General features: G+C 68.4%; 24 protein-coding genes, 3 tRNA genes and 1 pseudogene. 15 read left to right on the top strand and 13 right to left on the bottom strand.

Features of this window, described 5'->3' with window-relative positions:
- Positions 1–85: pseudogene (locus NY1_RS44730) on the bottom strand (nucleoside deaminase); the annotation flags it as partial.
- A gap of 23 nt (positions 86–108) precedes the next feature.
- Positions 109–648 carry a tRNA adenosine deaminase-associated protein gene (locus NY1_RS25520; RefSeq protein ID WP_067718311.1) on the bottom strand — a complete coding sequence of 180 codons (540 nt, stop codon included), beginning with the start codon at positions 646–648 and terminating at the stop codon, positions 109–111.
- Positions 649–706: 58 nt separating this feature from the next.
- Here NY1_RS25520 and NY1_RS25515 point away from each other — a divergent pair, with 58 nt between their 5' ends.
- The gene (locus tag NY1_RS25515; RefSeq protein ID WP_067718309.1) at positions 707–1,657 is read left to right on the top strand and encodes a prephenate dehydrogenase; all 951 of its coding nucleotides are present in this window, start codon (positions 707–709) and stop codon (positions 1,655–1,657) included.
- On the opposite strand, the gene NY1_RS25510 is transcribed toward NY1_RS25515, so the two are convergent.
- On the bottom strand, positions 1,654–2,256 hold the full coding sequence (locus NY1_RS25510) for a putative glycolipid-binding domain-containing protein (RefSeq protein WP_084535324.1): 603 nt from the start codon (positions 2,254–2,256) through the stop codon (positions 1,654–1,656). The genes NY1_RS25515 and NY1_RS25510 overlap by 4 nt on opposite strands.
- 242 nt (positions 2,257–2,498) lie before the next feature.
- Here NY1_RS25510 and NY1_RS25505 point away from each other — a divergent pair, with 242 nt between their 5' ends.
- The 4 genes from NY1_RS25505 (at position 2,499) to NY1_RS25490 (ending at position 5,818) form a co-directional block, all read left to right on the top strand.
- Positions 2,499–3,641: a DNA cytosine methyltransferase gene (locus NY1_RS25505; protein WP_067718306.1), complete on the top strand. Its 1,143-nt coding sequence runs from the start codon at positions 2,499–2,501 to the stop codon at positions 3,639–3,641.
- A 94-nt stretch (positions 3,642–3,735) separates the two neighbouring features.
- Positions 3,736–4,140 (top strand): very short patch repair endonuclease, encoded by a 405-nt coding sequence (locus NY1_RS25500; protein ID WP_067718427.1) that lies wholly within the window; start codon positions 3,736–3,738, stop codon positions 4,138–4,140.
- A 191-nt stretch (positions 4,141–4,331) separates the two neighbouring features.
- The gene (locus tag NY1_RS25495) at positions 4,332–5,075 is read left to right on the top strand and encodes a DUF998 domain-containing protein (RefSeq protein WP_084535322.1); all 744 of its coding nucleotides are present in this window, start codon (positions 4,332–4,334) and stop codon (positions 5,073–5,075) included.
- Positions 5,076–5,101: 26 nt separating this feature from the next.
- Positions 5,102–5,818 (top strand): maleylpyruvate isomerase family mycothiol-dependent enzyme, encoded by a 717-nt coding sequence (locus NY1_RS25490; protein ID WP_084535321.1) that lies wholly within the window; start codon positions 5,102–5,104, stop codon positions 5,816–5,818.
- 142 nt (positions 5,819–5,960) lie between these two features.
- Here NY1_RS25490 and NY1_RS25485 read toward each other — a convergent pair.
- The 3 genes from NY1_RS25485 to NY1_RS25475 all read right to left on the bottom strand — a co-directional run bounded on the left by NY1_RS25485 (position 5,961) and on the right by NY1_RS25475 (position 6,940).
- Positions 5,961–6,033, bottom strand: a tRNA-Arg gene (locus tag NY1_RS25485).
- 39 nt (positions 6,034–6,072) lie between these two features.
- A tRNA-Ser gene (locus tag NY1_RS25480) sits at positions 6,073–6,162 on the bottom strand.
- Between the two features lie 88 nt (positions 6,163–6,250).
- Complete coding sequence (locus NY1_RS25475; RefSeq protein ID WP_067718302.1) at positions 6,251–6,940, bottom strand: dienelactone hydrolase family protein; 690 nt, start codon at positions 6,938–6,940, stop codon at positions 6,251–6,253.
- Between the two features lie 170 nt (positions 6,941–7,110).
- Here NY1_RS25475 and hisC point away from each other — a divergent pair, with 170 nt between their 5' ends.
- Positions 7,111–8,190, top strand: coding sequence for a histidinol-phosphate transaminase (gene hisC / locus NY1_RS25470; RefSeq protein ID WP_067718299.1), 1,080 nt, complete (start codon positions 7,111–7,113; stop codon positions 8,188–8,190).
- A gap of 7 nt (positions 8,191–8,197) precedes the next feature.
- On the opposite strand, the gene NY1_RS25465 is transcribed toward hisC, so the two are convergent.
- The 5 genes from NY1_RS25465 to NY1_RS25445 all read right to left on the bottom strand — a co-directional run bounded on the left by NY1_RS25465 (position 8,198) and on the right by NY1_RS25445 (position 12,234).
- Complete coding sequence (locus tag NY1_RS25465) at positions 8,198–9,250, bottom strand: alpha/beta hydrolase (RefSeq protein WP_067718296.1); 1,053 nt, start codon at positions 9,248–9,250, stop codon at positions 8,198–8,200.
- 22 nt (positions 9,251–9,272) lie between these two features.
- Positions 9,273–10,337 carry a Nickel transporter NicT gene (gene nicT, locus NY1_RS25460; protein WP_067718292.1) on the bottom strand — a complete coding sequence of 355 codons (1,065 nt, stop codon included), beginning with the start codon at positions 10,335–10,337 and terminating at the stop codon, positions 9,273–9,275.
- 10 nt (positions 10,338–10,347) lie between these two features.
- Positions 10,348–10,435 (bottom strand) — tRNA-Ser (locus NY1_RS25455).
- A gap of 64 nt (positions 10,436–10,499) precedes the next feature.
- Positions 10,500–10,934, bottom strand: coding sequence for a MarR family winged helix-turn-helix transcriptional regulator (locus NY1_RS25450; RefSeq protein ID WP_084535334.1), 435 nt, complete (start codon positions 10,932–10,934; stop codon positions 10,500–10,502).
- Positions 10,935–11,058: 124 nt separating this feature from the next.
- The gene (locus NY1_RS25445) at positions 11,059–12,234 is read right to left on the bottom strand and encodes a lactate 2-monooxygenase (protein WP_067718289.1); all 1,176 of its coding nucleotides are present in this window, start codon (positions 12,232–12,234) and stop codon (positions 11,059–11,061) included.
- Between the two features lie 254 nt (positions 12,235–12,488).
- Here NY1_RS25445 and NY1_RS25440 point away from each other — a divergent pair, with 254 nt between their 5' ends.
- Complete coding sequence (locus NY1_RS25440) at positions 12,489–13,478, top strand: NAD(P)H-quinone oxidoreductase (RefSeq protein WP_067718286.1); 990 nt, start codon at positions 12,489–12,491, stop codon at positions 13,476–13,478.
- On the opposite strand, the gene NY1_RS25435 is transcribed toward NY1_RS25440, so the two are convergent.
- On the bottom strand, positions 13,475–14,680 hold the full coding sequence (locus tag NY1_RS25435; RefSeq protein WP_067718284.1) for a cysteine desulfurase-like protein: 1,206 nt from the start codon (positions 14,678–14,680) through the stop codon (positions 13,475–13,477). The two genes, NY1_RS25440 and NY1_RS25435, sit on opposite strands and share 4 nt — an antisense overlap.
- A 114-nt stretch (positions 14,681–14,794) precedes the next feature.
- Between NY1_RS25435 and NY1_RS25430 the strand changes: the two genes are divergently transcribed.
- The 8 genes from NY1_RS25430 to NY1_RS25400 all read left to right on the top strand — a co-directional run bounded on the left by NY1_RS25430 (position 14,795) and on the right by NY1_RS25400 (position 21,806).
- A complete protein-coding gene (locus NY1_RS25430; protein WP_174567219.1) occupies positions 14,795–15,388 on the top strand; it encodes a bacterial proteasome activator family protein in 594 nt (197 codons plus the stop codon).
- 224 nt (positions 15,389–15,612) lie between these two features.
- Entirely contained in the window at positions 15,613–16,446 is an 834-nt protein-coding gene (gene wzm / locus NY1_RS25425; RefSeq protein ID WP_233434471.1) for a galactan export ABC transporter permease subunit Wzm/RfbD, read from the top strand.
- 7 nt (positions 16,447–16,453) lie between these two features.
- Positions 16,454–17,275: a galactan export ABC transporter ATP-binding subunit Wzt/RfbE gene (gene wzt / locus NY1_RS25420; RefSeq protein WP_067718278.1), complete on the top strand. Its 822-nt coding sequence runs from the start codon at positions 16,454–16,456 to the stop codon at positions 17,273–17,275.
- Complete coding sequence (glfT1, locus tag NY1_RS25415; RefSeq protein WP_067718276.1) at positions 17,272–18,195, top strand: galactofuranosyltransferase GlfT1; 924 nt, start codon at positions 17,272–17,274, stop codon at positions 18,193–18,195. Before wzt ends, glfT1 begins: the two co-directional genes overlap by 4 nt.
- Before the next feature lie 239 nt (positions 18,196–18,434).
- Positions 18,435–19,538, top strand: coding sequence for a ribosome small subunit-dependent GTPase A (rsgA, locus tag NY1_RS25410; protein ID WP_067718273.1), 1,104 nt, complete (start codon positions 18,435–18,437; stop codon positions 19,536–19,538).
- A complete protein-coding gene (locus NY1_RS43135) occupies positions 19,535–19,705 on the top strand; it encodes a hypothetical protein (RefSeq protein WP_157762474.1) in 171 nt (56 codons plus the stop codon). The genes rsgA and NY1_RS43135 overlap by 4 nt, the downstream gene beginning before the upstream one ends.
- Positions 19,706–19,832: 127 nt before the next feature.
- Entirely contained in the window at positions 19,833–21,110 is a 1,278-nt protein-coding gene (locus NY1_RS25405; RefSeq protein WP_267888443.1) for a sensor histidine kinase, read from the top strand.
- Between the two features lie 51 nt (positions 21,111–21,161).
- A complete protein-coding gene (locus NY1_RS25400) occupies positions 21,162–21,806 on the top strand; it encodes a response regulator (RefSeq protein ID WP_067718268.1) in 645 nt (214 codons plus the stop codon).
- Positions 21,807–21,951: 145 nt separating this feature from the next.
- Here the strand turns inward: NY1_RS25400 and NY1_RS25395 are convergent, their stop codons facing one another.
- Positions 21,952–23,448: an alpha/beta hydrolase gene (locus NY1_RS25395; protein WP_067718265.1), complete on the bottom strand. Its 1,497-nt coding sequence runs from the start codon at positions 23,446–23,448 to the stop codon at positions 21,952–21,954.
- Between the last annotated feature and the right edge of the window lie 9 nt (positions 23,449–23,457).

Raw genomic sequence — 23,457 nt, 5'->3', positions numbered from 1 at the left:
GGCCGTCCGGGCCGAAGACGACCGCGCCGACGGGGACATCGCGCGGATCGGCGGTGCGGGCCGCTGCGATCGCCGCGCGGATCATGGCCTCGTCGGCGCCGACCGGGGTCACCTGGGCAGTTTGTCCAGCACCGCGGCGAATTCGTTGGCGAAGCCGAGGCGCTGGGCGATCATGCCGAGCTGTTCGTCGGGGTAGAGATCGGTTTCGGCGAGGATGACGGCCAGCACCGGTTCGGGCAGGCCGAGATCGGCCAGGACGCCGAGGTCGCCTTCCTCCCAGGGGTCGACGTCGTCCAGGTCGTCCGGATCGATATCGGGGACTTCGACATTCAGCTGCTCGAGGACTTCGTAGGCGATGTCGTAGTCGATGGCGGCCGTCGCATCCGAGAGCAGGATGCGGCTGCCGGTGGGGGCGGGACGCAGAATGATGAAGAACTCGTCGTCGATGTCGAGCAGACCGAAGACCGCGCCGGAGCTTCGCAAAGCTCGCAACTCATCCTCCGCTTCGGAAAGACTGTGCAGTGCCGCCGAGGTCAGGGGCGTCACTTTCCAGTTGGCTTCCTCGCGGACAACCGCCACTGCGAACCCTTCCACGTCGTCGTAATCTTCCGACGCCGCCCTGTTCGCGCTCGAGCGTTGTGCTGCCATGGCCGCAACGGTAGTCCGCTTCGGGGGAAATGTTGAAGTCGTATGCGAATCTGATCGCATGACGGGCCATCCGAAAGCAGCTGTCTGTGTCCTCGGTACCGGTTTGATCGGTGGATCGGTGCTGCGCGCCGCGGCCGCCGCGGGCTATCGGGCGTGGGGGTTCAATCGATCGGAGGCGGGGGCGAGCGCCGCGCGCGCCGACGGATACGACGTGATCAGCGATGTGGAGGCGGTGCTCCGGCGCGCCGCCGAAAGCGACGCGCTGATCGTGCTCGCGGTCCCGATGCCGGCCCTCGACACCGTGCTCTCGGATGTGAAGAGCTTCGCGCCCGGCTGCGCGCTCACCGATGTGGTCAGCGTCAAAGCGCCGGTGCGCGCGGCCGTGCACCGGCACGAATTGGGTGCGCGTTTCGTCGGCGGCCATCCGATGGCGGGGACGAACGAATCGGGTTGGGCGGCGACCGATCCCGATCTGTTCAAGCAGGCGGCCTGGGCGGTGAGCGTGGACCCCGATACGCATGCCGAAACCTGGAGCCGGGTGGCGCGGCTGGCGCTGGACTGCGGGGCGGTGGTGGTGCCGGTGGTGTCCGAGGAGCACGACAAGGCCGTGGCGCGCATCTCGCACCTGCCGCACGTGCTGGCCGAAGCCCTCGCCATCCAGGGCAATAACGGCGGCCCACTGGCGCTCGGCCTGGCCGCCGGATCCTTCCGGGACGGCACCCGGGTGGCGGCCACCGCCCCGGACCTGGTGCGCGCCATCTGCGAGCCGAATGCGGCCGCGCTGCTCGAGGTCCTGGAAGACACGCTGCGCGTGCTGAACGACGCCCGCGACAGCCTGCGCGACCGCGGCGAGATCGCCCAGCTGGTCGAGGCCGGCCACGACGGCCGCGTCGAATACGACGACAACCAGCGCTGGGCCATCACCGATATCCGCCCCGGCGACCAGGATTGGCTGGCGCGCCTCGCCGATGCCGGACGCCGCGGTGGGGTCCTCGAAGCGCTCGGCTAGATCCGCTCGGCCAGGCCGGGGTAGTCGAGCAGGAACCCGTCGTTGTCGACCGTGACGGTGGCCGAGGAGACGGGCGAGAGCACGTGGATGCCGTCGGCCCCGCTGCTGTAGGTGAGGCTGGCTTCCTGCACCAGCAGGTCCGGCAGCCGGACGTAGACGACGGGCACCTGCACGTCCTCGCTGGCGTGCCCGAGCCCGTAGCGGCGGATGGGCAGCGTATTGAAGAACGGGCTGAGCACCACGTCCACGTCCAGCGCCCCGCCGAAGGTGGAGCGCACGTGGGTGTTTCCGGCGTCGATCAGCCAGTAGTTCTCCTCGTCGCGCGCGATCGAGGCGTGCCGTTCGCCGGTGGCGAGGGTACTGCGCAGCGAGAGCCGGCGGGTCACCCCGTTCTCGTCGGTGACCAGGTCGTAGGAGGCGCTGAAGGCGGGATGGTCCTCGCATTCACCGGCGATGATGCGGCCGGCGGCGCGAATCCGATTGCCGCTGAGCACCACCCGCACCGACTCCATGCGGGACGCGTTGTGCGCCCGCCAGGTCAGAATCGCCGGCCACTTGGGCGCCGCCGGCTTCGATTCCTCGCTCCCGCTCTCCGTCACGCCTAATACCGTACGTGCAGGTGTGCGCCCGCTCGCGCGCACGCGGCACCGCGCGCCTCGGATCACAGCGCGCGCCGATCGGTATCGCCGGAGGTCCGCACGCGGCGGGATTTATTCCCTGTTATGCCTGGTAGGTCCGTTGTGCCCGGTGTTGATCGCGATGGTTGCGCCGCAACTCGAGTAACGTACTCGAGGCAATCAGGGGACCCGGGGTGAAAGGGACTGAAGTGACGGGCGCGCGGATGGTCGGCCTGTTCGCCGGCATCGGCGGACTGGAGCTCGGGCTCGCCGCACACGGCTGGCGCAGTGAATTGCTGTGCGAGATCGATTCCGGCGCACAGGCGGTGCTGGCCGCGCACTTCCCGGACGTCCCCTTGCATTCCGATGTGAAGCGACTACGCGCGCTGCCCGCCGGCACCGAACTGGTGGCCGCGGGATTCCCCTGCCAGGACCTGTCGCAGGCCGGCCGCACCGCCGGAATCACCGGGGCGCGTTCGGGTTTGGTGGACGAGGTGTTCCGGCTGGTGCGGCGCAAGCGCGGGCCGCGCTGGCTGCTCATCGAGAATGTGCCGTTCATGCTGCAGCTGGGCAGCGGGGCGGCCATGCGGCACATCACCGGCGCGCTGGAGGAACTCGGCTACACCTGGGCCTACCGGGTGGTGGACGCCCGCGCGTTCGGGCTGCCGCAGCGCCGCGAGCGGGTGCTCATGCTGGCCTCGCGCACCGAGGATCCGCGCCCGGTGCTCTTCGGCTGCGATGCCGGGCCGCGCACCGTCGGCGATCCCGCGCACGATCCGTGCGGCTTCTACTGGACCGAGGGGCAGCGCGGGCTGGGCTGGGCGGTCAATGCCGTGCCGACCCTGAAGGGCGGTTCCGCGCTCGGCATCGCGAGCCCGCCCGCGGTGCGCCTCCCCTCTGGCGAGATCGTCACCCCCGGCCTCACCGATACCGAACGCCTGCAAGGCTTCGACCGCGATTGGACCGCGCCCGCGCTGGCCGTCCCCGGCGTCCGCCCGGGCCATCGATGGAAGCTGGTCGGCAATGCGGTCAGCGTGCGCATGGCCGACTGGATCGGTTCGCGGCTGGCCGACCCCGCCGATGACCCCTACCCCGACGGCGAACCGCTCACCGGGCGCGGCTGGCCCACCGCCGCCTGGGGCCGCGACGGCGTCCGCATGCGAGTTCCGGTGTCCACCTGGCCCGTTCACGCCCCTTACGAGGACCTGCGCTGGTTCCTCGACGACTCCCGCCTGCTCTCGGCCCGTGCCACGGCCGGTTTCCTGCGCCGCACCCGTATGGGGTCGCTGCGCTTCCCGCCCGGATTCCTGGACGACGTGGAGAACCACCTCGACCGGATGGGAGGATTCCCCCGCGAGGCCGCCTGAGTCGTAGGCGGCGGTCCGTGCGAGAGGCAGGAGAGGTATGCCGCACCCCGCGACCGGACCCGATCCGGACCGATCCGATGGATCGGCGCGCGGGATGAGCGGACGTCCGGTCACCGACGCGGCGACCAGTGCGCGCATGGCCAAGCAGCGGCGCGTGGGGACCAAGCCAGAGCTCGCGCTGCGCCGGGAGCTGCATCGGCGGGGCAAGCGGTTCTTCGTGGATCGCGCGCCGATTCCGGGCATGCGGCGGCGGGCGGACATCGTGTTCCCGCGCCGCAAGGTCGCGGTCTACGTGGACGGCTGTTTCTGGCACAGCTGCCCGGAACACGCGACGTTTCCGAAGAACAATGCCGAATGGTGGGCGGCGAAGCTGGCGGGAAATGTGGCCCGCGATCGCGATACCGATGCCCGGTTGATCGCCGCCGGGTGGACCGTGGTGCGGATCTGGGAGCACGAGCGGCCGGATACCGCCGCCGACCTGGTGACCGACGCGCTGTGAACTCGGTCGCGGCGAGCAGGTGCGCGGATGAGCCATTATGGAAGAAGCGCCGGACCGTCCGACCAGTCCGGAACGATGACTGCGGGCAGTGCGTTATCGATGACCGAGTGTGCAAAACGAGCGACCGAGTGTGCGATGCGACCGGCTGAGTGCAGCGAGAGCGAGTGACGTCAGCGAAAGCGAGCCCGGCGATGATGCCAACCCAGGAACAGGCGAAGACCGCGACCGGCGAACCGACGCATACCCCGCGGTGGCGCAAGGTAGCGCGCTGGTGCGTGGCGATCCTGATCGGACTGGCGGGCGTCGGCTACTCCTCGTGGGTGCTGGAGTTCGTCCTGCCCATCACCAGTGACCCCACCAACACCTTCCTGAGCCAGCTGGCGGAGAAGGGCGCGCCGTTCCGCTGGGTGTTCACCACCGGCGACACCGTGGCGGGTGCGCTGCTGGTGGTGGCGGGCCTGGGCGGGCTGCTGCTGTTCTCGCGGCGGCTGTATTCGAACATCGGCTGGATCGCGCTGGCCTGCTTCGGCGCCTCGACCATCGCGGACGCGCAGATGCCGCTACAGCAACAGGATCCGAACCGCTATGTGGACACCGGCCTGTTCCCACAGCTGCACCAGGTGCACGCGCTGACCAGCACCCTCGCGGTGTTCTCCATCTACACCGCGATGATCGCGTTCAGCGTGGCCGCGTTCAAGTACAAGCGCTGGCCCATCCTGCGGCACACCGGCCTGTGGATCCTGATCATCGGTTCCATCGTGACGGCGTGGATGCTGATCGCGGACAACCTGTCCGGCAATTACGGCCTCGGCATCGCCCAGCGCATCCAGGTGGGCGCCATGTCGCTCTGGTTGATCGCGCTGGCCGTGCAAATCTTTGTGGCGGAACGGGATTCCGGACACCGCGCGGACCGCCCGGGATCATCCGGCGTTTGATCCGGTGTCCGGGTACGGTCGGGAAGGTGACCAGCGACGCACCGGAATCGACCGGCATAGCCACTCAGCTCGACACCGTCGCCGCCGCGACCGAGCGCCTGCTCGAAGCCGCCGGCAAACTGACCGACGCCGACCTGGTCGAGCCGTCGCTGCTGCCGGGCTGGACCCGCGGCCACGTGCTCGCGCATCTCTCGCGCAATGCCGACAGCCTGGTGAACCTGCTGCTCTGGGCGCGCACCGGCATCGAGACGCCCCAGTACGCCAGCGCCTACCTGCGCGAGGCCGATATCGAAGCCGGCGCCCCGCGTCCCCTGCGCGATCAACTGGAAGACCTGGCCGCCTCGGCCGAACGCTGGCTGGCCCTGGCCCGCGTGATGCCCGAGGACCGCTGGCCGACCATCGTCCGCAACCGCCAGGGCGGCGAGATCCCCGCCACCAAGGTGCCCTGGATGCGCCTGCTGGAGGTGGAGATCCATCACGTGGACCTCGCGCTGGACTACACCCCCGCCGATTGGTCCGAGGCGTTCCTGTCCCGCCTGCTCCCCCAGTCCGTGGCCGACCGCGCCGCCCTCGCCGGGCCGGGCTTCACCGTGCACGCGACCGATACCGGCTACACCGGCACCACCGGCCCGGGCGCGACCACCATCACCGGTCCGGCCGCCGCGCTGGCCGCGTGGTTGATCGGGCGGTCCAAGGGCGAGGACCTCACCGGCGACCTGCCGGACCTGACGGCTTGGAAGTGAGCGTGTGGATTCCGGCTGAGAGCATGCCGGAATGACGAGGGGCGGCCGGGTGAGATAGCTCACGGCCGCCCTGAGGCGGCCGAAAGGCGATGTGACGCAAGCGAAAAGGTCCCGCGCTCTGAGAGTGCGGGACCTTTTGTTGTGCGCCCGAAGGGATTCGAACCCCTAACCTTCTGATCCGTAGTCAGATGCTCTATCCGTTGAGCTACGGGCGCATGGCTATTCATTTTGTACTACACCAGGCGAGCCTGGCTTGGCGGAGGCGAGAGGATTTGAACCTCCGGTCCCCGTGAAGGGACAACTCATTAGCAGTGAGTCCCATTCGGCCGCTCTGGCACGCCTCCTGGTTGCCTTCTTGCGAGGGCGCCGGTCCTTTCGAACCGCCGGGACAGAAGATTACACAGCGGGTGACCAATAGGCCAAATCGGCTGGTCAGCGCAGGTGCGAGTCGAACCAATCGAAGATGCGGGTCTGGGCGTCGAGGGTGGAATCGTCCTCGTGCGGGGCGGGCTCGAAACCGGGATGGTCGGGGCGGTGGTGCAGCCCGGGGTAGGTGACCACCAGGGTGGCGACGTCGGCGCGGGCGGCGGCGTCGCGCAGGCGGTCGATCTGCTCGGGCGGGGTACGCGGGTCGTCGGCGCCGAACAGGGCCAGCCACGGGGCTTTCAGCGTGGGCGCGGCGGCCAGCAGGGCGACGGCCTGTGGGGTGAGCGGGGTTTCGATGCCGGGGGCCGCGACGCTGACCACCGCGCCGACCCGGCGATCGGTGGCGACCAGCGCGGCGGCGGTGCCGGCCGAGTCGAAGCCGAGCACGCCGATGCAGTCGCGGAAGACGCCGCGTCCGGTGAGCCAGTCGAAGCAGGCGTCGAAATCCTCGATCAGATCGGAGCCGAAGACGCGTTCGGGCATGGTGCCGTTGTCGCGATGGAACAGATCCGGGGCCAGCACGGTCCAGCCGTCGTCGGCCAGCGCGCGCATGAGCTCCAGCAATGGCTCGGTGAATTCGCGTGATTCGTGCAGCACCACGATGCCGCCGCGGGCGTGACCCTCGGGTTCGAGCACCATGACCGGGACCGTGGTGGTGTCGTGCACAGGAGCTAGATCTCGGTAAACGCCCGACATAACGCCAGAGTAGTGATGCTAGGTAAAGTTCGGGATAAATATTCCGGCACGACGGGCAATCCGGATATTTTTCGGCGGCGTGCCGGTTCCGGCTATCCCGTCGGCAGCATCGGGCAGCCGCCGACCAGGCTCGGCGCCAGCACATCCCGCGCGCCGCTTAGGGTGGAGGGGTGAGCGCGCACATCCGCCCGGATCTCGAGGCCATTCCGGCGTACGTGGCCGGCCGCACCCAGCCGGGCGCGGTCAAGCTGGCCAGCAATGAGACCACCTTCCCGCCGCTGCCGTCGGTGACGAAGGCGATCGCCGAGGCCGTCGAGCTGTCCAATCGCTATCCCGACAACGCCGCCGTCGAATTGCGGACGGCCATCGCCGAATTCGTGGGCGTCGAGGTCGAGAACGTGGCGGCGGGCTGCGGCAGCGTGGCGCTGTGCCAGGAGCTGGTGCAGATCACCTGTGGCGCGCCGACCGACGAGGTGCTGTTCGCCTGGCGCTCGTTCGAGGCGTACCCGATCGTCACCCGGGTGGCCGGGGCGACCGCGGTGCAGATTCCGCTGGACCACGGTTACGCGCACGATCTGGACGCGCTGGCGGCGGCGGTGACGCCGAACACCCGAGTTGTGTTCGTGTGCAATCCGAACAATCCGACCGGCACCGCGCACGGCCGGGCCGCCATCGAGAAGTTCCTTGATGCGGTGCCGTCGAACGTGCTGGTGGTGCTGGACGAGGCGTACTACGAATACGTGCGCATTCCCGCCGAGGACTTCCCGAACGGCGTGGAGCTGGGCCGCAACCGGCCGAATGTGCTGGTGCTGCGGACCTTCTCGAAGGCGTACGGGCTGGCCGGGCTGCGCGTCGGCTACGCGGTCGGCGCGCCCGAGGTGATCACCGCGCTCATGAAGGTGCACATCCCGTTCAGCGTGAGCCGGGTCGCGCAGGCGGCGGCCATCGCATCCCTGGAAGCACGGCACGAGCTGCTGGAGCGCACGGACGCCGTTGTGGCCGAACGCGATCGGATGCGGGACGCGCTGATCGCGGCGGGCTACACCGTGCCGCGCAGCGAGGCGAACTTCGTCTGGCTGCCGCTCGGTGACAAGAGCGCCGAATTCGGCGCGGCCAGCACCGAGGCGGGCGTCATCGTGCGGCCGTACGGCGCCGACGGCGTGCGCGTGACCGCGGGCGACAGCCACGAGAACGACTTCTTCCTCGCTTTCGCGACCGACCCGGCTGTGGTCGCGCGCTTCGCGAACTGACCCTCGTCTACGCGATCCCCAGCCCTGCCGCCAAGGTCGGCCAGGAGCGCGGCAGCTCGTCGGTCCAGTAGGGCCAGGAGTGGGTGCCGGTGGGGCGCAGGTTCACGTTCGCCCCGATCCCCAATTGCGCCAGCCGGTCGGCGAATTGGCGGGTGCACATGGCCGCGCCCGCCTCGATCGGCCCGCCGAACATGACGGCATTGCGAAAGTCCGGGTTGCCCTGGATGTCGTGCTCGCCGGGGAACCCGCTGCCCGACGACAGGTAGATGGCCTTGCCGCGCAACTGTTCCGCCAGCGCCATCACATCGTGCGCCGCCCACTGCGGATCGTCCGACGGCCCGAACATATTGTCCGGATCCCCGCCGAAGGTGCCGACCACCGCCCGCGCCTGCGCCTGCCCGAAATCGGAACTCATGGCGTAACAACCGGAATGGGCCGCCACGGCGCGATACAGCCACGGGGCGCGCACGGCCAGCATCATGGCCGCCTCGGCGCCCATGGACACGCCTGCGAGCGCGTTGGCCCCGTTTCCGCCGAAGCGGGAGTCGACGAGGGGCGGCAGTTCGCGGGTGAGGAAGGTTTCCCAGCGATTGGTGCCGAGTTTGGGGTCCGCGTGCAGCCAGTCGGTGTAGTAGCTGGCGGGGCCGCCCAGGGTGAAGACGACGTTCACCGGTTTGTCGGCGTAGAACTCGAGCGCTCCCCCGCGCGCGGTCCAGTTGTTGGCCTCGGGCGAGGCGGCGCGGCCGTCGAGCATGTACACGGTCGGTCTGGGCTCGTCGCGCCGATCCGGCAGCAGCACTTGGATTTCCACGGTTCTGCCCATGGCGGGCGAGGCGACCTCGACGTGCAGCAGCCGTTCGGTGATGTTGGAGATGCTGCGGATGGCGGCCCGCGACGGGTGCACGGGATCGACCGCGGGCGGCGACTCCTCGTTGGAGCCGGATTCCACCGGCGGCTCCGAGAAGGCATGCGGGGGTGAGAGAACGGCCGCACCGGTCAACAGTGCGGCCCAGGCGAGGGCGCCGGCCAGGCGACGCCGTGCAACACGGCGGCGATCCACGCTGCCATGGTGCCAGATGGAATCAGTCGGCGGCGAGGTCTCTTTCCCAGCGAGTCTCCATATCGGTGAGTCGCCACACCGCCACGGCGATCACCCAGGTGCCCAGGAACAGCCCCACGATGATGAAGCCGAGGTGGCCGAGATCGAGGTTGCCGATCCAGGCCATCAAACCCGTTGTGATGTCCAGTTTTTCGACGAAGATCGAAATGATCTCCTGGGTGCCGATGAGCAGCGCCACCGCCACCGAGAGCCCGGTGATCACCAGGTTGTAGTAGATCTTGCGGACCGGCCGCGCGAACGCCCAGTCGTAGGCGTAGCTCATGAAAGAGCCGTCCAGCGAATCGAACAGCGCCATGCCCGCCGAAAACAGTATGGGCAGCACCACGATCGAGTACCACGGCAAACCGGTGGCAGCCGCGCCGCCCGCGATCACCAGCAGGCCCACCTCGGTGACGGTGTCGAAGCCGAGCCCGAACAGCAGCCCCACCGGATACATCTGCCAGGGCTTGCGCACCAGTTTCATGACCGGCCCGAGGATTCGGTTCAGCAGGCCGCGCGATTCCAGTTCCCGTTCCAGCCGCGCCTCGTCGAAGCTGCCCGCGCGCATGCGCCGGTACACCTTCCAGATGGCGATCAGCGACACCAGATTCAGCAACCCGATGAGGATCAGGAAGCTGCCGGAGATGCTGGTCCCCCACAGCCCGGTCCAGCGTTGCAGCGCCGAGTCGTCGTCCTCCAGCGGCCCGGCCAGCGCGCGCACGCCCAGCGCCAGCAGCCCGACCATGACGAACACGATGGTGGAATGCCCGAGCGCGAACCAGAAGCCGACGGTGTGGGTCTTGGCGCGCCCGTTCTCCGCCACCAGCTTTCGCGTGGTGTTGTCGATGGCGGCGATGTGATCGGCGTCGAAGGCGTGCCGCATGCCGAGGGTGTAGGCGGTGAGTCCGAGGCCGACCCCGAACACCGCGCCTTGCACTTCGTAGTGTCCGGGGACGACCAGGAACAGCAACATCCCCCAGCCGATGATGTGCAGTGCCGCGACGGCCAGCCCCATTCCGATCCAACCGCGCACGAAACACACCCTCATCGTTTGGAATTGGCGGAAGCGGAGGGATTTGAACCCCCGGTCGCTCTCACGACGATCGCTTTCAAGGCGATTGCATTCGGCCGCTCTGCCACGCTTCCAGGGGTTCGATGTTAGCGGATGGGAAAGCGGGCTTCGATCGGTCCCGCGCCCGCTCTCCGGACCTCAGTCGAAATCCTGGTCCGACCTGGCGGCCGAGCGGTGATCGGCGGCCAGATTGACCAGATCCAGCGCGGCGGCGACGGCGGCCAGCTGCTGCGGGGTGAGCAGGTCCACGAAGAAGCGGCGGACGGCGGCGACGTGCCCGGGGGCGGCGGCGCGCAATCGGCGCAGGCCCTCGTCGGTGAGCTGGGCCAGCACGCCGCGGCCGTCGTCCTCGCAGGCGGTGCGGCGCACCATGCGCTCGGCTTCCATCCGCCGGATCTGATGGGTGAGGCGGCTGCGCGAGGACAGCACGCCGTCGGCGAGATCGCTCATGCGCAGCGCCCGGCCGGGCGCTTCGGAGAGCTTGACCAGGATGCGGTAGTCGGCGAAGGACAGGTCGCTGTCGCGTTGCAGCTGGCGATTGAGATCGGCCATCAGCCGCTGGCTGCCGTCCATGTAGGCCCGCCAGGCGCGCTGCTGTTCCGGGGTGAGCCACCTCGGTTCAGCCAGGGATCGGCCCCCGGAATCGACCGCCACAACCTGATTCTAGCGGTGCGGGCGCACCCGTCCGGGGGCGTCTTCAGCGGAAGCTGGAGATCATCGTGCGGCTCAGTTCGGTGACGGCGGTGCAGCCCGAAAGGCCCATGGCCGCATCGAAATCGGCGAGCAGGCAGCGCAGCGCGTGCTTGACGCCGTCGCGGCCGGCGAGGCCGAGGCCGTAGGCCCAGGGGCGGCCGTAGAGGACGGCTTTCGCGCCGAGGGAGAGCGCGATCATCACATCGGAGCCGGTGCGGATGCCGGAATCGAAGAGCACATCGGCGCGATCGCCGACGGTGGCGACGATGGTGGGGAGGGCGTCGAGCGCGCCGACGGCCCCGTCCACCTGGCGGCCGCCGTGATTGCTGACGATCACCGCGTCGGCGCCGGCGTCGACCACCTGGCGGGCGTCATCGGGATGCAGGACGCCCTTGACCGCGATCGGAAGTTCGGTCCAGTCACGGAGTTTCGCGATATCGGCGGGGCGCAGCGAATGATTGCCGAACAGTCCGACCCAGGTGAGGACGGCCGCGCGCATGGCGTCCTCGGACTCCTCCGGCGCAGTCGCGAGCTTGGCCCGGAAGACCGGATCGGACAGATAGTTGGCGATGCCCTTGCCCTGCAGGAACGGCAGGTGCGCCAGCGCCAGATCGCGCGGCCGCCAGCCCAGGCTGGGCGTATCGGCGGTCACCACGATCGCCTTGGCCCCGGCCTTCTCGGCGCGCTCCACGAAGGACCGCGCCAGCTCGTTGTCATTGGGCCAGTACAGCTGATACCACCAGTCGCCCGCCGCCGCGCCCGCGTCCTCGATGGTGGAAGAGGCGGCGGTGGACAGCACCATGCCGATGCCGAGCTCCCGGGTCACGTCGGCGACCACGGTCTCGCCCTGTTCGTGCAGCAAGCCCAGCACGCCGATGGGCGCGGTGAGAATCGGTGCGGCGAGCCGGGTTCCGAGCACTTCGACCGACAGGTCCCGGGCACCGGGCGCGGTCGCGCCCCGCCACACCCGCGGCAGCAGCCGGTATTTCTCGAACGCGGCGAGGTTGGCGTGCGCGGTCCGTTCCGCGGACGCGCTGCCGAATACGTAATTGAACGCGGCCGGTTCCAGAACTTCCCGGGCCCGCTGCTCCAGTCCGGCCGCGGTCATCGGTAGCGCGGGGACGACGCCGGCGAGGCCCTGCAGGTAGATCTCGTTCTGGAAATCGACGAAACTGCTCATGCAGGCAAACGGTAGTCCGCGATCACCTGCGCCGGACGCGAACGAGGGCGCGCGGCGAATGCGCCGCGACGGAACCCGATATCGCCATGACGGTGAGAATGGTCAGGGCGGCCAGGGTGGTGATGATGCCGATCATGGAATCTCCTGTCTGTCGGCCGTAATTCCACGATGCCCGGAAAAGCTGACAGGATGCTGTGCCCTCCCCGAGCCTTGCCTGACAGTAATCGCCGGGCGCGGGTCGTAGGCTCGAATTCATGTATGCGGTGACGCTGGACGGTTTCGGTGAGCCCGAGGTGATGAAGTGGGCGCAGGTGGACGATCTGCCCGCGCCCGGGCCGGGTGAGGTGTTGATCGATGTGGTGGCGGCGGGGGTGAACCGCGCGGACCTGCTGCAACGGCAGGGTTTCTATCCGCCGCCGCCGGGGGCGAGCGAGACGCTGGGCTTGGAATGCTCGGGTGTGGTCGCGGAAGTCGGTGCCGGAGTGCGCGATTGGCGCAAAGGCGACAAGGTGTGCGCACTGCTGTCCGGCGGCGGGTACGCCGAGCGGGTCCTGGTGCCGGAGACCCAGGTGCTGCCGGTGCCGGAGGGCCTGGACCTGGCGGCCGCTGCGGCGCTACCGGAGGTGGCGGCCACGGTGTGGTCCAACCTGGTGATGACCGCGGGCATGCATTCGGGGCATTTGCTGCTGATTCACGGCGGCGGCAGCGGTATCGGCACGCATGCCATCCAGGTGGCGCGGGCGCTGGGCGCGCGGGTGGCAGTGACCGCCGGATCGGACTACAAGCTGGAGCGCTGCCGGGAATTGGGCGCGACGGTCACGATCAATTACAAGGAGCACGATTTCGTGACCGTGCTGCACGCCGAATATCCGGGCGTGGACATCATTCTCGACAATATGGGCGCGGCCTACCTGGAGCGCAATGTGGAGGTGCTGGCCGAGGACGGGCATCTGGTGATCATCGGCATGCAGGGCGGGGTGAAGGCGGAACTGAACCTGGCCACGCTGCTGGGCAAGCGCGGCGCGATCCACGCCACCAACCTGCGCCGCCGCCCCGAACACGGCAAGGGTTCCAAGGCGGAGATCATCACCGAACTGCGCCGGCATGTCTGGCCGTTGATCTCCGACGGCACCATCGTGCCGGTCATCTCGGCCGAAGTGCCGGTCACCGATGCCGCCGCCGCGCACAAACTGCTCGACTCCCCGGAATCGTTCGGGAAGGTGATTCTGCGGATCCGCGACTAGGTGTCGAGCGCGGTGAGGGCGCGACCGAGCTGATCGATCTCGAATTTGGTTGTGTACGGGGCCAAGCCGATGGTGACGGCCCCGCCCTCGTCGTTGACGCCGAGCGCGTCCAGCAGCCGGCTGCCGCCGTGCGATCCGCTCAGGGTGCCGATGCGGGCGTCGGCGAGCTTGGCCGACACCTTCTCCGCCTGCATGCCCGCGATGGTGAAGCTGACCGTGGGAATGCGGGTCGAAGCGCGGCCGATGACGGTCAGGTTGGGGATCTCGTCGAGTACCGACATCAAATGCTCGAAGAGCTGATCGTGGTAGTCCTGCAGCGAGGTGATCGAGACTTCCAGGCGCTCGCGCCGGGTCCCCTTGGCCTGCTCGTCGAGCCCGGCCAGATAGTCGATGGAGGTGGTGAGCCCGGCCAGCAGCGCGTACTGGTGCCCGCCGACTTCGAGCCGTTCCGCGCCCTTGGCATAGGGATTCAGGGACATGGACGGAATGCGGTCCAGGAACGCGGGATCACGGAAGACCAGCGCGCCGATCTGCGGGCCACCCCACGCGGGCGCGCTCAGCGCGATCACGTCGGCATTGAGTTCGTCGATATCGATGAGCGCGTACGGCGCGGCGCCGAAGCAGTCGGCGACCAGTAAACCGCCGACCTCGTGCACCCGGTCGGCCGCGACCCGCACGGCCGGGGCCGATCCGACGATCGGCGAGGCCGCGGTCAGCGCGACCAGGCGCGCGGTCGGGCCGATGAGCTCCTCGAACTGCCAGGCCGGCATCTCGCAGGTCTCGATCTCCACTTCGGCCCAGCGCACATGCGCGCCATAGCGATTGGCGATGCGCAGCCAGGGCGCGACATTGGCTTCGTCATCCAGGCGCGACAGCACGATTCCGGTGCCCAGACCCAGCCGGGAACTCAGCGATTCGGCCAGCCAGGCCAGCAGTACCGCGCGGTCGGGTCCGAGTACTACGCCCGCCGGATCCGCGCCCACCAGGTCCGCCACCGCCTCGCGCGCCGCTTCCAGGATGGCGGCGCTGCGTTTGGCCGCGCCGTGCCGGTTGGTGTGCGAGAAGGCGGAGGTTCGGAAACCCGTTGAGACGGCTCGCGATACCGAATCCGGGACCAGCATGCCCGCTTGCGGGTCGAGGTGGATCCAGCCGTCGCCCAGGGACGGTATGAGGCCCCGCACCCTTGCGACGTCGTAAGTCATGCTGGCCACTCTAAAGGGAAGGGGCTGGGCGCGGTAATGGTGTGGGGTGTTTGGCGGAGCCGATACTCGCGACAGCCGAAGGCCGGATGGGGCATACAGGGCATGATGGGGAACATGACGCAATCGGATGGGACACCGGAATCCATTGTGGTGATCGGACCCGAGGGAAAACCACTGCTGATTCCGGCGAGCGCGCTGCCGGGTGGTGCGAGCGGAGAACCGGTCGAGCTCACCGGACAGGTTGTCGGCGAGGATAATTCGGACGAAACCGGCGAAAAAGAAGAAACGCTGGCCGACATGGTGGAACAGCCCGCCAAGGTCATGCGCGTCGGCACCATGATCAAACAACTGCTGGAGGAAGTCCGGCACGCCCCACTCGACGACGCCGCGCGCACCCGGCTGCGGGAAATCCACAAGACCTCGGTGCGCGAGCTGGAACAGGGTCTCGCCCCCGAACTGCGCGAAGAACTGGAACGTCTCGCGCTCCCCTTCAGCGAGGACCAGATTCCCTCCGACGCGGAACTGCGCATCGCCCAGGCGCAGCTGGTGGGCTGGCTGGAAGGCCTCTTCCACGGAATACAGACCGCACTGTTCGCTCAGCAGATGGCGGCCCGCGCCCAACTCGAGCAAATGCGCCAGGCGCTCCCGCCCGGCGTGACGCATGTGGATCCGCGGCAGCAGGGCAGTTCGGGCGGCCAGTACCTCTGAGCCCGATCGGAACGCGACAACTGATTTCGCAGCGGTCGGGGTAACTCCCTGGGTACGCCCAAAATAGGGGGGTAACCCGACCGCCGGCACGCATGCAGGACAGTCGGCGGATGAAAGCCCGGCGTTGAAGACGCGGAGAGGCGGAACAGATAAGGTCGGGTGCTGTGCCTGCTGCTGCCCCCGCCGACTCGGCTGCCGCCGAAGCTAGAACGGATACCGAACCGGTGCCTCTAGTGTCGGACTCCCAGACCTTCCGTCGCGCGTTCAAGGACTTCCGCGACGGATTCGGCCAGCGTGAACTATGGCTCTCGCTCGGCTGGCAGGACATCAAGCAGCGCTATCGCCGCTCGGTGCTCGGACCCTTCTGGATCACCATTTCCACGGCGGTGCAGGCGGCGGCCATCGGCCTGCTCTATGCCACGCTGCTGGCCCAGCCGCTGCGCGAGTACCTGCCGTACGTCACGGTCGGCATCATCGTCTGGAATGTGATCGAGGCCAGCATCCTCGAGGGCTCGGACGTGTTCATCGCCAACGAGGGCCTGATCAAACAGCTGCCGTCGGCACTGAGCGTGCACGTGTATCGCCTGGTGTGGCGGCAGTTCCTGTTCTTCGCGCACAACCTGGTCATCTATCTGGTGATGCTGGTGGGTTTCGCGATCTGGCGCGACCTCGACTGGTCGGTCTTCCTCGTGATCCCGGCGATCCTGCTGTTGTTCCTGAACGCCATGTGGGTGTCCATCGCCTTCGGCATCTTCAGCACCCGCTACCGCGATATCGCGCCGATCCTCGGTTCGCTCACCCGCATGCTGTTCGTGCTCACCCCGGTCATGTGGTCGGCGAAGGTACTGCACGATCAAGGCGGTCAGGTCAGCGAGCGGGCGCGGCTGATCGAACTGGTGCCGACCTACCACTACCTGGAGATCGTGCGCGCGCCGCTGCTGGGTGATCCGATCGTGTGGCGGCACTGGGCCATCGTGCTGGCCTTCACCGCCGTCGGCTGGATAGTCGCGATACTGGCTATGAAGCAATACCGTTCCCGCGTCCCCTACTGGGTGTGAAGGCTCAATGACAGACCATGTGAGTATCGAGGCCCAGAACGCGTGGGTGGAATTCCCGATCTTCGACGCCAAATCCAGATCGCTGAAGAAGGCGTTCCTGGGCAAGGCCGGCGGTTCCATCGGGCGCAATCAGTCCGATGTGGTGGTCGTCGAAGCGCTGCGCGATATCAACCTGTCGCTCAAGGAAGGCGACCGGGTCGGTCTGGTCGGCCACAATGGCGCGGGCAAATCGACGCTGCTGCGGCTGCTTTCGGGCATCTACGAACCCACCCGCGGCTCCACCCGGATTCGCGGTCGGGTGGCCCCGGTATTCGATCTCGGCGTCGGCATGGATCCGGAGATCTCCGGGTACGACAACATCATTATTCGCGGACTGTTCCTCGGGCAGACACGTAAGCAGATGATGTCCAAAATCGACGAGATCGCCGAATTCACCGAACTGGGCGAATATCTCGCGATGCCGCTGCGCACCTACTCCACCGGTATGCGGGTGCGGCTGGCCATGGGCGTGGTGACCTCCATCGATCCGGAAATCCTGCTGCTCGACGAGGGCATCGGCGCGGTGGACGCGGAATTCATGAAGAAGGCTCGAATCCGCCTGCAGGAGCTGGTGTCCCGCTCCGGCATTCTGGTGTTCGCCTCGCACTCCAACGAATTCCTCGCCCAGCTCTGCGATTCCGCGCTGTGGATCGACCACGGCAATGTGCGCATGCACGGCGGTATCGAGGAGGTCGTGCGAGCCTACGAGGGCCCGGAGGCGGGTGATCACGTGGCGCAGGTGCTGCGGGATCTGGAACGTGAACGTGAACCGGAACGGAATCCCGCATGAGCGAGTCGCCCAAACCCTATTTCGCCGACGATGCGCGCATTGTCGCCATCGTCGTCACCCATAAACGCCGGGAACTGCTCGCCGAATCGCTGAAGGTGCTGGCCACCCAGACGCGGCAGATCGACCATCTGATCGTGGTGGACAACGGCAACGAGGCCGAGGTCGGGGAGCTGGTCAAACAGCAGCCGATCGAATCCACCTATCTCGGTTCGGAACACAATCTGGGCGGCGCGGGCGGTTTCGCGCTCGGCATGCTGCACGCGCTGACCATGGGCGCGGACTGGGTGTGGCTGGCCGACGACGACGGGCGGCCGGACGGGCCGGAAGTGCTTGCCACGCTGTTCGATTGCGCCAAGAAGTACGAACTGGTCGAGGTGTCGCCGGTGGTGGCCGATATCGACGATCCGGACCGGCTGGCCTTCCCGCTGCGCCGCGGCGTGGTGTGGCGGCGGCTGCGCTCGGAGCTCGGCGACGAGGATTTCCTGCCGGGCATCGCCTCGCTGTTCAACGGCGCGCTCATCTCCGCCGAGGCGGTGGACGTGATCGGCGTGCCGGATCTGCGGCTGTTCGTGCGCGGCGACGAGGTCGAGGTGCATCGCCGGCTGGTGCGGTCCGGACTGCCGTTCGGCACCTGTCTGCAGACCGCCTACCTGCATCCCAATGGTTCGGAGGAGTTCAAGCCGATCCTGGGCGGGCGCATGCACACCCAGTACCCGGACGATCCGGTGAAGCGGTACTTCACCTATCGCAATCGCGGGTACCTGATGTCGCAGCCGGGGATGCGGAAGCTGTTGCCGCAGGAGCTGGCCCGGTTCGGATGGTTCTTCCTGATCCAGCAGAAGAACCCGTCGGGGCTGCTGGAGTGGCTGCGGCTGCAGCGCCAGGGGCGGCGCGAGCAGTTCCACAAACCGCAGGTCTAGGCCCGGATTTAATTCGGTTGCGGCGGGCGGGGGCGGCCTGTCAGAGTAGTGACGTTCTTATCGGCGTCGTGCCCACCACATGAGTTCGGTGGCACTCGAGGGAGTTGAAGGAGGTGGATTTCGTGAAGACGACTGTGCGGATTGCCGTGCCCGCGCGCTTCGGCGCACCACGTGTATCCACCTCGATTTCCCCGCGCTGAGTCCGTCTTCGGGCTCGGCCCGACGAAGGACTCCTCGAAATGGCATCGGTCGACCTCGACCTGCTCACCCCTTACGGCTGGACCCCGGCGCTCGCCGCCGCATACCTGCCGCTGCTCGGCGACAACCTGATTCCCGCGCGTGTGATCCGCATGGATCGCAGCGAATGCGACGTCGCCGCACCACTTCCCACCGCTGATTACCAGAGCCGCTTGTCGGCGGCCGTGGTGCGGGCCCAGTGCCCGCCCGCCAATTCCGAGATCAATGGCCTGACCACCGGCGATTGGGTGGCCATCGACTCGGGTCGCATGGTGCGGCGATTGCTGCCGCGCCGGACCGCCATCGTGCGGGCCGCCGTCTCCGGGCATTCCGATTCCCGCGCCCGCTCCGCCGAGCAGGTGCTGGCCGCGAATGTGGACACCGTGCTGGTGTGCACGGCCGGCGACGGCGATGTGGATCTCGGGCGCATCGAGCGACTGCTCGCGCTGGCCTGGGAATCGGGGGCGCAGCCGGTGGTGGTGCTCACCAAAGCCGATCTCGCACCGGATCTTTCGCTCGACGCGGTGCGGGCCGCCGCGCCCGGCGCGACCGTGGTCGCGGTGAGCGCGTCCAGCGGGTTCGGCATGGAAACGCTGACCGCCGTCCTGGACGGCACCGTCGCTCTGATCGGACCGTCCGGTGCGGGCAAGTCCACCCTGGCCAATGCGCTGCTCGGGTCGGAAGTGTTCGCCACCAACGCGGTTCGCGACGGCGACAAGCGCGGGCGGCACACCACCGTGCATCGCGAACTGCGTCCACTGCCTACCGGCGGGGCGCTCATCGACACCCCGGGGTTGCGCTCGGTGGGTCTGTGGGACGCCGCCGAAGGCATCGGCCGCACTTTCAGCGATATCGAATCCCTAGCCGCGGCTTGCCGTTTCGCCGATTGCGGGCACCACGGCGAACCGGGGTGCGCGGTGCGGGAGGCGATCGACGCCGGGGCGCTCCCCCAGCGCCGGCTGGATTCCTACAACAAGCTCTCGCGCGAGAACGAATGGATGGCCGCCCGGACCGACAACCGCTTGCGCGCCGAGCGCAAGAAGGTCTGGAAGGACATCAACAAAGCACAGCGTCGTATGTACAAGGAACGAGGAGGAAAGCGATGAGCGCACCATATCTGCGTGCCGCCCTCAAGGCCCTCGCCTTCGAAGCCGCGCTCGCCCAGGCCGCGTTGCAGCGGATGGCGGATCACAGTGAACGAGCCGTCCGGCAGGCTGATGCCGAGCGGCTGCGAGCCGATTTCATGATCATGGCGGTGGGCCGGCCGATCTGAGGCAGGCACCTTCGAGCACCCCGTCCGGATGTCCGGGCGGGGTGCTTTTCTGTGTGGGACATGTGTCTTTACGAGAGCAGTCGAGGTGTGGCGGGGGGTGTGGAGTGGGCGGGGATAGGGTCGGTGGGTGGAGCGGGATGGAGCGGCGGTGCACGGGTGGGGGTGGGTGCGTGCGCGGCTGCGGCTGTTGCCGGGGGCGGTGGCGTATCTGGCGGTGGGGACGGTCACGGGGGTGCTGGCGCTGATCGCGGTGGTCATGCTGTTGATCGTGCTGGCGGCGAGTTTGGTGGGGATCGGGATTCCGGCGATTCCGGAAGCGGTGCGGTTGATTCGGCCCCTGGTGGAATTCGACCGGCGGCGCAGCGGGAAGTTGCTGGGGCAGCCGCTGACGGTGCGGTACGAGCCGTTCGAGGGCGGGCTGGGGGCGAAGCTGGCCACGGTGGCGCGGGATCCGGCCAATCGGCGGGATGTGGCTTGGCTGGTGGTGCACGTGCTGCCCGGGATCGTGCTGGGCGTGCTGGCCGTCACGCTGCCGATCGGCGCGATCGCGCAGTTGACCATTCCGCTGTACTGGCAGGCCGCGCCGGCCGGGCAGCTGGTGACGTTCGGGTTCGAGGCGAATTCCTGGTCGCGGGCGATCGCGGCGGGGCTGCTGGGGTTGCCGACCGCCTGGCTGGCCTTGCAGATTCCGGCCGTGGCGCGCTGGCAGGCGCAGGTGGCGCGGGCGCTGCTGGGACCGTCGGCGGATGCGGGGCTGGCGGTGCGGGTGGCGGAACTGACGGCCACGCGGGCGGCCGCCCTGGATGCGCACGGGGCGGAGTTGCGGCGCATCGAGCGGGATCTGCACGACGGGGCGCAGGCGCGGATCGCGGCGGTGATCATGCAGTTGGGGCTGGCCGATTCGCTGCGGCAGCGGGATCCGGGGGCGGCCGACGACATGGTCCGGAAGGCGCAGGACACGGCGACGGCGGCGCTGGCGGAACTGCGGGACGTGGTGCGCAGCGTGTATCCGCCGGTGCTCGCCGATCGCGGCCTGGCCAGCGCGATCTCGGCCTTGGCGGCGCGCAGTCCGATTCCGTGCACGGTGGAACTCGCCGGTGGCACGGGCGAGCTGGTGCGGCGGCCGGCGGCGGTGGAGGCGGCGGCGTACTTCGTGATCAACGAGGCGATCACCAATGCGACGAAACATTCCGGGGCCGGACATCTTTCGATCGCGCTCGGCGGTGATGCGGCCGTGCTGACCGTCGAGGTGCGCGACGACGGGCACGGTGGCGCGCACGAGAGCGACGGCGGCGGGCTGGCGGGCATCCGGCGGCGGGCCGAGGCCTTGGACGGGCGGATGGTACTGACCAGCCCACCCGGCGGGCCCACCCTCGTCCGAGTGGAACTGCCGTGCGGACTGTGATGACCGGAAGGAATATGCTGCGGCGGACGGAACGACAGGAGTGGGTGTGCCGTGCGGGTGGTGATCGCCGAGGATGACGCGCTGCTGCGGGAAGGGCTGGCGTTGTTGTTGCGGTCGGCCGGAATCGAGGTGGTGGCGGCGGTCGACAATGCCGTGGACTTCCTGGCGATCGTGACGGCGGACCGGCCGGACGCGGTGGTGGTGGACGTGCGGATGCCGCCGACCTTCACCGACGACGGATTGCGGGCGGCGGTGCGGGCCAGGGAGATTCACCCCGGACTGCCGGTGCTGGTGCTGTCCGCGTGGGTCGAGGACAGCTATGCCGCCGAACTGCTCGGCGACGGCCAGGGCGGGGTGGGCTATCTGCTCAAGGAGCGCGTCGGGAAGGTAGACCGCTTCCTGGAGTCACTGCGCCGGGTGGCCGAGGGCGGAACCGCCATGGACCCGGAGGTGATCTCGCAACTCCTGGTGCGGCGCAAAGCCGATGACCCGTTGTCCGCCTTGACCGTTCGCGAGCGCGAAGTACTCGCCCTGATGGCGGAGGGACACGACAACGGGACCATCGCCGAACGCCTCGTGGTCTCGGAAGGCGCTGTGCTGAAACATATTCGGAGCATCTTCGCCAAGCTCGGACTGCATGCCGACGAAGCCGGGCACCGCCGGGTACTGGCGGTACTCGCCTATCTCAATGCGTGAGCGCACCCGGCGCGCGCAGTAGCCGAGCGCCAGGCCGACGGTGCGCACGACCCAGGCCAGCAGGCGCGTCAGCACCAGCAGCAGGAGCACGACGCCCCGCCGGATATGGCGGGGCGCTGTGGTTTTCGTACTCATCGGGCCGGTCTCACTTGTCGTCTCGGCAGGTGAGGTCGGCGGCCGGGAGGGTGCCGTCACGGAAGTAGGTGTTGACGGCGTCCTCGGCGCATTTGTTGGGGTAGTTGCCGTAGATGCTGTGGATGGCGACATTGTCGAGGGTGACCATGCGGGAGCCTTTGAGGGCGCGGTGCATGGCCTGGGCGGCGCCGTAGGTGGTACGGGTGTCGCCGGTGGCCTGGACGATCAGCATGGGGATGGAATTGTCGATGACCGTGGGGGATTCGGCGGGCGCGGGCCAGAAGGCGCAGGGGGTGATGTTGTTGGCCAGGGCGCCGAAGATGGGCTGGGTGGAGCGGGCGGCTTCGATATTGGTCCAGTACCAGGCGGTGTCGCGGGGAGCTCCGGCATCGCCGCACATGACGGCCATCTGCGGGGAGACGTCGGCCGGGTCGGCGTGCAGCAGGACCTTCAGGGCGGCTTCGGTCGCGGGGGTGGGTTCCACGACGGCGCCCGCGGCCGCGTCGGCGATCTGGCGCATGGTGATGGCCAGGTCCTCGTACTTGCGCGGGTCGTCGATCTTGGTGAACAGCACCATGGGCAAGGTCTGATCGTCGAGGTCGAAAGCGCCGTAGCGGATGGCGCGTTCACCGGACCGCTGAATGAGGCCGATCACGGTGGCGCGCACCGCTTCCGGGGTCGCGCCGAGCCGGAATTCCGCGTCGCGGGCGGCGGTGAACGCGGCCCAGAGCTCGAAGGCGGCCTCATTGACGGGCCCCATGTCCTGGACCATGCCGACGGGGCCGTAGCGGTAGGGATCGACCGAGCTGTCCAGGACGAAGCGATCGGTGCGCTCGGGGAACATCTGGGCGTAGACCGCACCCAGGTAGGTGCCGTAGGAGGTGCCGAAGTAGTTGATCCGGTTCTCCCCGAGCAGCCCGCGGATCAGGTCCATATCGCGCGCGGTGTCGCGAGTGTTGATGCGCACCAGGCGATCTCCCTCGGCAGCCACGCACCGGGCCGCCAGATCGGACTGCACGGCGACGTTCTTCGCGTAACTCGCGGCGGTATTGCCCCCGGAGCGCAGCCCGAATCCGGTGGGCCACTGGCAGTTCACGGCCGAGGAGCGCCCGATGCCGCGCGGGTCCATGCCGATCAGGTCGTAGCGCGCCCGGACCTCCGGGGTCATGGCCTTGCTGAGCTCGATCATCTGATCGAGGCCGGGACCGCCGGGGCCGCCCGGATTGCCCATCATGATCCCGCGCCGTTGCGCCGGATCGGTGGACGGCATCCGGGAAATCGCCACCGTCATCGTTTTCCCCTGCGGCTCGGCATAATTCACCGGAACCGTGACGTCCGCGCACTGCGCGCCCGCCGCATCCAGGGCGGCGTTGTCGCAGCCCTTCCACTCCAGTCGCTGACCGGTGTAGCGCTCCATGGGTTCGCCGGCGGGCTCGCTCCCGGTTCCGCAGGCGACGGCCCCGGCCATGGTCAGCAGGGCGGTGATCGACAAAATACCGCGACGCATTCCGATTCC

The sequence above is a fragment of the Nocardia yamanashiensis NBRC 100130 genome, assembly GCF_001613325.1.
GTDB lineage: Bacteria > Actinomycetota > Actinomycetes > Mycobacteriales > Mycobacteriaceae > Nocardia > Nocardia yamanashiensis.
The sequence above is the reverse complement of the archived record's forward strand: the minus strand, read 5'-3'. Positions and strand labels throughout refer to the sequence as shown.

Bases quoted from the DNA above. Each gene is read 5' to 3' on its own strand.
- NY1_RS25445 (WP_067718289.1), bottom strand. From the start codon at position 12,234: ATGAGCAGTTTCGTCGATTTCCAGAACGAGATCTACCTGCAGGGCCTC.
- NY1_RS43135 (WP_157762474.1), top strand. From the start codon at position 19,535: ATGAGCGCACCATATCTGCGTGCCGCCCTCAAGGCCCTCGCCTTCGAA.
- NY1_RS25440 (WP_067718286.1), top strand. From the start codon at position 12,489: ATGTATGCGGTGACGCTGGACGGTTTCGGTGAGCCCGAGGTGATGAAG.
- NY1_RS25500 (WP_067718427.1), top strand. From the start codon at position 3,736: ATGAGCGGACGTCCGGTCACCGACGCGGCGACCAGTGCGCGCATGGCC.
- NY1_RS25395 (WP_067718265.1), bottom strand. From the start codon at position 23,448: ATGCGTCGCGGTATTTTGTCGATCACCGCCCTGCTGACCATGGCCGGG.
- wzt (WP_067718278.1), top strand. From the start codon at position 16,454: ATGACAGACCATGTGAGTATCGAGGCCCAGAACGCGTGGGTGGAATTC.
- glfT1 (WP_067718276.1), top strand. From the start codon at position 17,272: ATGAGCGAGTCGCCCAAACCCTATTTCGCCGACGATGCGCGCATTGTC.
- NY1_RS25505 (WP_067718306.1), top strand. From the start codon at position 2,499: ATGGTCGGCCTGTTCGCCGGCATCGGCGGACTGGAGCTCGGGCTCGCC.
- NY1_RS25435 (WP_067718284.1), bottom strand. From the start codon at position 14,680: ATGACTTACGACGTCGCAAGGGTGCGGGGCCTCATACCGTCCCTGGGC.
- NY1_RS25450 (WP_084535334.1), bottom strand. From the start codon at position 10,934: ATGGACGGCAGCCAGCGGCTGATGGCCGATCTCAATCGCCAGCTGCAA.
- NY1_RS25430 (WP_174567219.1), top strand. From the start codon at position 14,795: ATGACGCAATCGGATGGGACACCGGAATCCATTGTGGTGATCGGACCC.
- nicT (WP_067718292.1), bottom strand. From the start codon at position 10,337: ATGAGGGTGTGTTTCGTGCGCGGTTGGATCGGAATGGGGCTGGCCGTC.
- NY1_RS25475 (WP_067718302.1), bottom strand. From the start codon at position 6,940: ATGTCGGGCGTTTACCGAGATCTAGCTCCTGTGCACGACACCACCACG.
- NY1_RS25495 (WP_084535322.1), top strand. From the start codon at position 4,332: ATGATGCCAACCCAGGAACAGGCGAAGACCGCGACCGGCGAACCGACG.
- rsgA (WP_067718273.1), top strand. From the start codon at position 18,435: ATGGCATCGGTCGACCTCGACCTGCTCACCCCTTACGGCTGGACCCCG.
- NY1_RS25515 (WP_067718309.1), top strand. From the start codon at position 707: ATGACGGGCCATCCGAAAGCAGCTGTCTGTGTCCTCGGTACCGGTTTG.
- NY1_RS25520 (WP_067718311.1), bottom strand. From the start codon at position 648: ATGGCAGCACAACGCTCGAGCGCGAACAGGGCGGCGTCGGAAGATTAC.